The sequence below is a fragment of the Phaeodactylibacter sp. genome (assembly GCF_040219495.1).
Taxonomy (GTDB): domain Bacteria; phylum Bacteroidota; class Bacteroidia; order Chitinophagales; family Saprospiraceae; genus Phaeodactylibacter.
Map to the genome: position 1 here is coordinate 1 of NZ_JAVJSK010000114.1, position 7,594 is coordinate 7,594.

A 7,594-nucleotide genomic window follows, 5' to 3' on the forward strand; every position below is an offset into this window, starting at 1 on the left:
GCCTGCAAACTACACTTTTTTGCTTATACTTCGTCCCGAAAATCCTCATTTAGCTAAGGCTAAACTCCGGTTTTCGTGCCTCGTCTAACCAAAAAATTGTTAGTTTTCGACTAGAAGACAAAAGTCCCAACACGCTCTAAACAAACAGTGAGAATGAATAAGCCCTAAATTATTACTTTTTTTCTTTCTGGCCTCTTTTTAGTGAAATCCCCTAAACACAATCCGGTTTTTAGCCTTTTAAGCTTGCACTTAAACCCAAAATACGGCACCATGAAGTACGCACTTGTGATCCTATCCACTCTGTTTTTCGCCTGCGGCGCTCCTGCAGAGCCCGTTGACGCTGAGGTTTCAGCCGATACGCCTTCTGCACCTGAAACGGAAGAACTTACCATTCATCCTGTTCTGCACGGCTCACTGGTTTTAGAACAAGAAGGAACCAAGGTCTTCGTTGACCCCTACGGCGGCCCGGAACTGTACGAGCCCTTTGGGCAACCCAATGTAGTGCTCATCACGCATCCCCACGGCGATCATCTCAACGAGGAGACACTCAAGGGCATTGACCTAAGCAAAGCTGAGCTAATCGCCCCACAGGCAGTAGTGGACAAAATGAGCCAGGAGATCACCTTCGCCAAAGTAACTGTAGTGGGTAATGGTGAAACCCTTAGCACTAAAGGTGTAAAAGTGAATGCGGTGCCGATGTACAACCTGCCGGAAACCGAAGATTCCCGCCATCCCAAAGGCTGGGGAAATGGATACATCCTTACTATGAGCGGCCGGCGTATTTATATTTCCGGCGATACGGAAGATACCGAGGAAATGCGGAAGCTTAAGGATATTGACGTGGCCTTTGTCTGCATGAACCTTCCTTACACTATGGGCATCGATCAGGCCGCGTCGGCAGTAGCTGAATTCAAGCCCCGCGTAGTTTATCCCTATCACTACCGCAACGGAGACGGGACACTCAGCGATGTGGAGCAGTTTAAAGTTATGGTCAATGAAAAAACAGGGGGAACCGAAGTACGCCTGGTGAATTGGTATCCGGAAAAGGGTTAGAGTTTTGTCAGGTTTGAAACAACTTGTGCCCCGGCAAGCCAGGGGCCGAGGTTGTCGACCATACCAGGCCCGGTACGTTACAGCGAATTCCGGACAATAAGCTCAAAGGGGTTTTTTATCTGCCGGGTTTCCTGGTTCAGGACCAGATCGGCTGCGGTAGCGCCCAGCCGGGCAAAGTCAGTGGAAATCACGGTGATCCCCCCTAGCAGCACTTCCTTAAGCGGGTTTTCGTTGTAAGATAGGATGCCAACTTCCTTACCCACTTTCAGATCGGATTGGCGGATTTTTTTAACCAACTCCACCAGATCGTCTTCCATCATAGTGATATAGGCATTACCGGGCGCGAGTGTTTCGTTAACCAGGTTGGAAACGAGCCTTCCTGTAAATCCATACTCTATAGCAAAGCGCTGGAACCCCTTGATGATTTCCCGTGGCTGATAGCTGTTGGCGGGAAAGACGAGCTTTAAGTTATCGTATTTACGGAGCAGGCCGGCCGCCTGTTTCAGCGCCTCGTAGATATTCTCTTCAAAATCCTGGTATACACTGGCGAAGTGCCCGGGAATTCCCTCCAGTCGCTTGTCCAGCAGCAGTAGCTTATCCGAAGGGATTTTGCTGATGACCGACTTTGCATCACAGAACTGGGTATAAAAGTGTGGTATAATGACGTAGTAATGATACCGGTCTTTCGCCTCTTCCAGAATCCGCTTGAACAGCGGGAAATCATTGTTGTAGACCTGGAAGTCTATTCTCACCCGGTCACCCACTTTGCGGACAAATTCATCATAAATGGTCTTTTTGTGCGCGCTCAGTTTGTTGAACAGCAGTAGAATCCGCTGTTGGGGCAGACTGCCTATGTTCTTTATGAAAAACCCCTTACCGTGCACTGCTTCGACCAGCCCCTCGTTGATCAATTCCCGGTAGGCTTTTTCTACGGTATCCCGGGAGACATTGCAATTGGAGCTCAGGTAGTTGATTGAAGGCAGTTTGTCGCCGTTGGGGATGGTATCATTCTTGATACCTGCCACCAGGTAATTTGCAATTTGCAAATACTTGGGGACGCGGGAGTTGTGGTTGATGGATTGTAACTGCACCATGGCAATGGAATTTGATTTGGACTTGCCCTAAAGATACCCGGGATACAGGCTGAAAAAGTGCGTTATTATTACAAAAGGGTAGGCTATTTTTACAGCGCCCATATTTAATTCGTATTCAGGAGAGTACAGTACAATTATTCTTTCAACCCTGCTCTTCTTTAGACTTGATGCGTCGGGTCAGTATGCTAACTCGTCTTTAGCCAGTTGCCAACCGCTTCCGAACCAAGTCTTTTGAACGTTACTAATCCATTGATCTGATGAAAAAATTATTCGTCCTTACCTTTATTCTGATTTACTTGCTACCCCTACTGCCTGCACAGAATTTATTAAAACCGCAGTGGAAATTCATGACCGGCGATCAGTCAGAGTGGGCATCACCCAACTTTAATGATAGCGAATGGCGTACCCTGCTTCATGGAAAACTTTGGGAAAAGCAAGGCGTTAGTGCTTACAATGGTTTTGCCTGGTACCGGCAGTCGGTGCTCGTGCCGGAGGGCCTGAAAGCTGCTGCCCGGAAAAATGAGGGGCTGGTTCTGGAACTTGGTAAGATTGATGATGCAGACGAAACTTTCTGGAACGGTAAACCAGTGGGGGCTACAGGGCAGATGCCACCCAATTACAAGGGAGCTTATGATAAACAGCGGACCTATATCATTCCATTTGAAGACATTCGTTTTGGGGCTGAAAACCTAATTGCTGTCCGGGTATATGACCATCAGGGCGGAGGCGGTATTTATAAAGGTGTGATAAGCCTGCGCGTACCTGGCATGAAGGATTTGTTGAGCCTGCAGATGGAAGGCTTACCGGAAGACCACGTATTCGGATCATCGCAGCCGGTTACTTTTTCCATCAAAATGGGCAATGGCTTTTCGGAAGACCTCTCCGGCAGGCTTAAGGTTATGGTATTGTCAGATTTTGGAGCGCAAATCCTGGAGGAAACCATCCGTATAGATTTGAAGAGAGGTCAGCAGCGTACAGTACCTCAGGAACTGGGCGTTTTGCCGCCAGGGTTTTATGAGGTAAACCTAGTTTTTGAAAGCCAGTACGATAATAAGCAGGTGCAGTTTAGCCTGGGCGTGGCACCCACGGCGATTCAGTCGCCGTTGGACCGCCCGGCAGATTTTAGGAATTACTGGGAGCGCGCCCGCCGGGAACTGGCTGCGGTAGCGCCACAGTTTCAGATGTACAAGATAGACTCTTTGTCTACTCCGGAAAAAGAAACTTACCTGGTAGAGATGCGCTCCCTTGGCAATATTCTGGTTCGTGGCTGGTACCATAAACCCACTGCTCCGGGCCGGCATCCTGCAGTACTAGAGGTACAGGGGTACAGTAGTTCCCGTACCCCTGAGCAGGGGTATCAGGAAGGGGATATAGCTTCCTTTGTGCTCAATATCCGTGGGCACGGCAACAGCCAGGACCACATCGACCCAGGCTTTCCGGGCTACCTTCAGCACCACATCGAAGATAAAGAGCTTTACATCTACCGGGGAGCATATATGGACTGCTTAAGGGCGCTGGATTTCATTTTTTCCAGGCCCGAAGTCGATACCACGCGAGTGGCCGTTATGGGGGGCAGTCAGGGCGGAGCGCTCAGTTTTGCTACGGCAGCACTGGCACCGGACCGGATTGCGCTTTGTGCCCCAAGTGTGCCCTTCCTCTCTGACTTCCGGGATTATTTCAAGGTGGGGGTCTGGCCGGCTAGTGAATTTACCCAATACGTGATGGAGCACCCCGAGGTGGGTTGGGAAAAAGTATATGAGACGCTGAGCTACATTGACATCAAAAATTTGGCTCCCTGGGTGGAAGCACCTGTTTTTATGGGCGTTGGGCTACTTGACCCTACTTGTCCACCACACATTAACTTCGCAGCCTTCAATCAATTGAAGGTGCCTAAATCATATGTGATCTACCCTGAGGCCGGGCATGGGCTGCCGTCGGTACACGGAGAAAGGCGGATGGTGTGGATCAAAGCGCATTTTGGGCTTGAGTAGTGGGTTCAGGCGCGTTGAAGTTAGAAGAAGATAAGGGGTTGTGATCTGATTAAACGTTGTTCTGCACCTTGTGCAGGTTCACCGTCTCCGCATTCATAGTCGGTAGGCAAACGGTATTGTAATGCCTTGGTTTTCAAAATAAATCCGCTCCAAATAAGCATTGGCGCGTAAATTTTGGGTAACTTCACAGAAGTTATAACTAAAAAATAATTATGAAAAAACTGATAAACCTAGCATTTGCAATTTTTGTCTTCGTTTCAGCCACTGCTCAGAACATTCCAATTGATTTTGAAGAAAGTGGAAATGGAGCGGACTGGACCTGGACTACCTTTGAAAACGACTCTAACCCACCTCTTGAAATCATCCCTAACCCTGATCCTTCAGGCATCAACACTTCTTCGACTGTAGCTAAATTTACAGCGCTGCAGAGCGGTCAGCCTTTTGCAGGTTGCGAATCACTGCATGGAGCAGGGATCGGCAATTTCACAATCGACGAATCTAATTCGATTATTCGGATTATGGTTTGGAAACCTGTTATTAGTGACGTAGGTATCAAACTGGTAACTGAAACAGGGTGGTCTAAAGGGGAACTTAAAGTAGCTAACACTAAGGTTAATGAATGGGAACAACTCACCTTTGATTTTTCTACTGTGGACCATGAGAATATGACCTATGATCAGATTGTCATTTTTCCGGATTTCAGCTCCAGGGAATCTGATAATATCATATACTTTGATGGAATATACGGAGAGGCTGCAATGCCTAGCAGTACTAAGGACCTGGAAAAGATTGAAGTTCGACTCTTTCCCAATCCGGCTACTGATGCGATCACAATTCAGTCAGCAAGTGTAATACGTAGCTACGAAGTGTATTCCGTTACCGGAGAAGTAGTTGCAGCTAAAAAAAGTATTGAGAACCCAACGATCAACATCTCTGACCTGCCAAAGGGTATCTATCTCCTTAGAGCTTTTAGTGATGAAGGTACGGTCATGAAGAAATTCATCAAGGGGTAGCATAAGCCTGATTTTCAAGGCTTTACATGTAAATAAGCGCCGCCGGGTTGAAAGTAGAATTTGCCCGTAACGTTTGCTATATGAAAAATACGAAAGGTCATCTCTAACGAGGTGGCCTTTTGTTTTTGCTGGGGCAGGCATTCACGGGGCGCGCATTTAAAAGCGGCAGAAAACGGCGTATGGCAGCTTATATTGAACCGTTCCGGGCTGCGCTTACTTTGCCTTCCTGCTACGATGCCAGCGCCGCTCAACAGGAAAGCTAAGCTTTCTTCAAAGCTCCTCAAATCCTTGACACCCCAAGTTTCGTTCTTTTCCGCCTACTCTTCGTTGAAGAACCGCTCCTTTAGCTCGGGCTAAAGTCGCGAACCTTCGCCTTGATTAGCCGAAAAATAACTTCAACTTAAGTATCAGAGATCTATGACTTGAGGCACTATAAGCCTAAAATTTCAGCACGCTCATAAAAACAGAAAGGCCGGGCACCCTTTCGGATGCCCGGCCCTCCGGTCTTGCTCCCAGTGAGCCCGCGCTTACGCGGAGCTCAGGGGCGCGTTTATCTCAAAGAGACGATTACTTAATGATAACCATCTTCTTCGTTGCTGTGTAGTCACCAGTTTCAACAGTGTAAGATACTACGCCTGTTGCCGCCAGATCTGAAGACTTAACCGTGATGTGGTTGTAGCCTTGAGTACAGTCTTGGCGGTACAGCTTCAGTACCTTGCCTGTTACGTCGCTGATGGTGATAGTCGCTTGCGCTGCCTCTGGCAGGTTGAAGCCGATCACAGTCTCGCCCTTGAATGGGTTCGGCTGGTTCTGGTACAGCTCGAAGCCTGCGCCCGCTACAGTACCGGTGCTGAACTCGATCGCTACGTCCTGGAAGCTGCCGTCTTTGCCGTAAGCTTCTGCCTTCGTAACTGCTGAGCTTACGCCCAGTACTTCGCTCAGCATTACGTCGCTGTTTGCGCGCAATACCAGGGTGAACAGCTCTGCATCAGATGCTTCGCCGTTCCAGCTTGTTGTGATCATGCCTTCGCCCAGGTAAGCCAGGCCGAAGTTGTCTTCAGTAGCAACACCGCTCACGATGTCTACGAGTTCTACTGCACCGTTCAGTGTAAGTGTCGCCTGGTAGCCTTCGATACGTGCAAGGTCAGCTGCTGTGAAGCTTACGCGGTACTCGTTGCCCGCCTTCAGCTCCTGCTCTGCTGTTTGCAGTGCGAAAGTGCCCTCGAAGCTGCGCTCGTCAACTACTGCGAAGCTGTTCGCCGTTGCGTCACCATTCACATCACCAATCTTCACAGCCACGAAGTGAGCATCCATGATGCTTGTCGATGGCAGGTCGTTGATGTTGATCACTTCAGGGAACTGCTCTGCCCATGGGTTAGATGGGTCTGGGAAGACGTAAGCCGTCTCCACGAAGCGCCAGCTTGTGTTGTTAGAGAACTCCGTGTCGATAGACAGGATCAGCTTGCGCAGCTGGATCAGGTCAAGCGTCGTGATAGAGCCGGAGTTGTTCACGTCCGCTGCGATACGCTGGTATGGCGTGCTCAGCGGGCCAACGCCCAGGATGTGCTTGCTGATCAGTACCAGGTCGAACGTAGACACACCGTTGAGGTAGTCGCCGTCGCGCTGTGGCGTGATCGTGTAGTCAAGCCCTTCGGTCAGGTTCGTGAATACGTAAGCGCCGTCGTTCTGAGTCATCATCGCTGTAGAAGCCTGGCCGGAAAGGCTCACCTCTACATCTTCTACTGGCTCGTTGTCCTCGGTATTGACTGCACCGGCTGCCATTGGTGCTGCTGCACCGCATACGCCCATGTTGTCCTGTACCAGGATGTAAGTCTCGCAGAAGTCGCCGTTGCCAGCTGCATCGTACGCCCAAATCTCGATCACCAGCGTGCCTTCGTCATCACAGGTCAGCACAAGGCCGGTCTGGTCAGGGTTGTTAGGCTCGCCTGCACGGTTGATAGAGTACTTGATCGGCTCAGAGCAGTCTGTGATTGGAGAAGCGATGAAGTCGCTCGCCCAGATCTCAGCCATGCCTGCGCCCGGGTCCGGCAGGTTGTCGCCGTCCTCGTCTACTGGCATCAGCTCAATCGCAATACCGTTGATGCAGAATGGCGCTGGCGCCTTGCAGTCAATGATGTCGAATGGCAGGATTGCCAGGTCAGAGTTGCCGCAGCCGTCCAGTACGTGCACCTCGAACGCGTGGCTGCCGATTGGCAGGTCGTTCACGGTGATCGTGTAGTCGGGGTACGAACCGGAAACTACGCTTGATGGGAGCTCTGTCAGCGTACCGCCCAGGAACGCATCAAGGAATACCTTGATCGTCAGGTCGTCTGGCGTACAGTCCTCATCGATGCTGAAGTCATAAGTTACGTTCGCATCGCAGTTCACGTTGTCCAGTGAGCAGAATGCATCTGCTGCAGTGAAGCTGATCGCTGGTGCGGTG

The 7,594-nt window shown here is 50.0% G+C and carries 5 protein-coding genes; 3 read left to right on the forward strand and 2 right to left on the reverse strand.

What is annotated here, in order from left to right:
* Positions 1-270 precede the first annotated feature (270 nt).
* On the forward strand, positions 271-1,053 hold the full coding sequence (locus tag RIC19_RS17755; protein ID WP_350179692.1) for an MBL fold metallo-hydrolase: 783 nt from the start codon (positions 271-273) through the stop codon (positions 1,051-1,053).
* Positions 1,054-1,130: 77 nt separating this feature from the next.
* On the opposite strand, the gene RIC19_RS17760 is transcribed toward RIC19_RS17755, so the two are convergent.
* Positions 1,131-2,147 (reverse strand): GntR family transcriptional regulator, encoded by a 1,017-nt coding sequence (locus tag RIC19_RS17760; RefSeq protein WP_350179693.1) that lies wholly within the window; start codon positions 2,145-2,147, stop codon positions 1,131-1,133.
* A gap of 257 nt (positions 2,148-2,404) precedes the next feature.
* Here RIC19_RS17760 and RIC19_RS17765 point away from each other — a divergent pair, with 257 nt between their 5' ends.
* Positions 2,405-4,138, forward strand: coding sequence for an alpha/beta fold hydrolase (locus tag RIC19_RS17765; protein WP_350179694.1), 1,734 nt, complete (start codon positions 2,405-2,407; stop codon positions 4,136-4,138).
* A 212-nt stretch (positions 4,139-4,350) separates the two neighbouring features.
* Positions 4,351-5,151, forward strand: a complete 801-nt coding sequence (locus RIC19_RS17770; RefSeq protein ID WP_350179695.1) for a T9SS type A sorting domain-containing protein — start codon at positions 4,351-4,353, stop codon at positions 5,149-5,151.
* Positions 5,152-5,718: 567 nt separating this feature from the next.
* On the opposite strand, the gene RIC19_RS17775 is transcribed toward RIC19_RS17770, so the two are convergent.
* A partial coding sequence (locus RIC19_RS17775; protein ID WP_350179696.1) for a T9SS type A sorting domain-containing protein occupies positions 5,719-7,594 on the reverse strand: 1,876 nt, incomplete at its 5' end.

What these genes read in the sequence shown, in the direction of transcription:
- RIC19_RS17755 (WP_350179692.1), top strand. Translation starts at nt 271, where the DNA reads ATGAAGTACGCACTTGTGATCCTATCCACTCTGTTTTTCGCCTGCGGC.
- RIC19_RS17760 (WP_350179693.1), bottom strand. Translation starts at nt 2,147, where the DNA reads ATGGTGCAGTTACAATCCATCAACCACAACTCCCGCGTCCCCAAGTAT.
- RIC19_RS17765 (WP_350179694.1), top strand. Translation starts at nt 2,405, where the DNA reads ATGAAAAAATTATTCGTCCTTACCTTTATTCTGATTTACTTGCTACCC.
- RIC19_RS17770 (WP_350179695.1), top strand. Translation starts at nt 4,351, where the DNA reads ATGAAAAAACTGATAAACCTAGCATTTGCAATTTTTGTCTTCGTTTCA.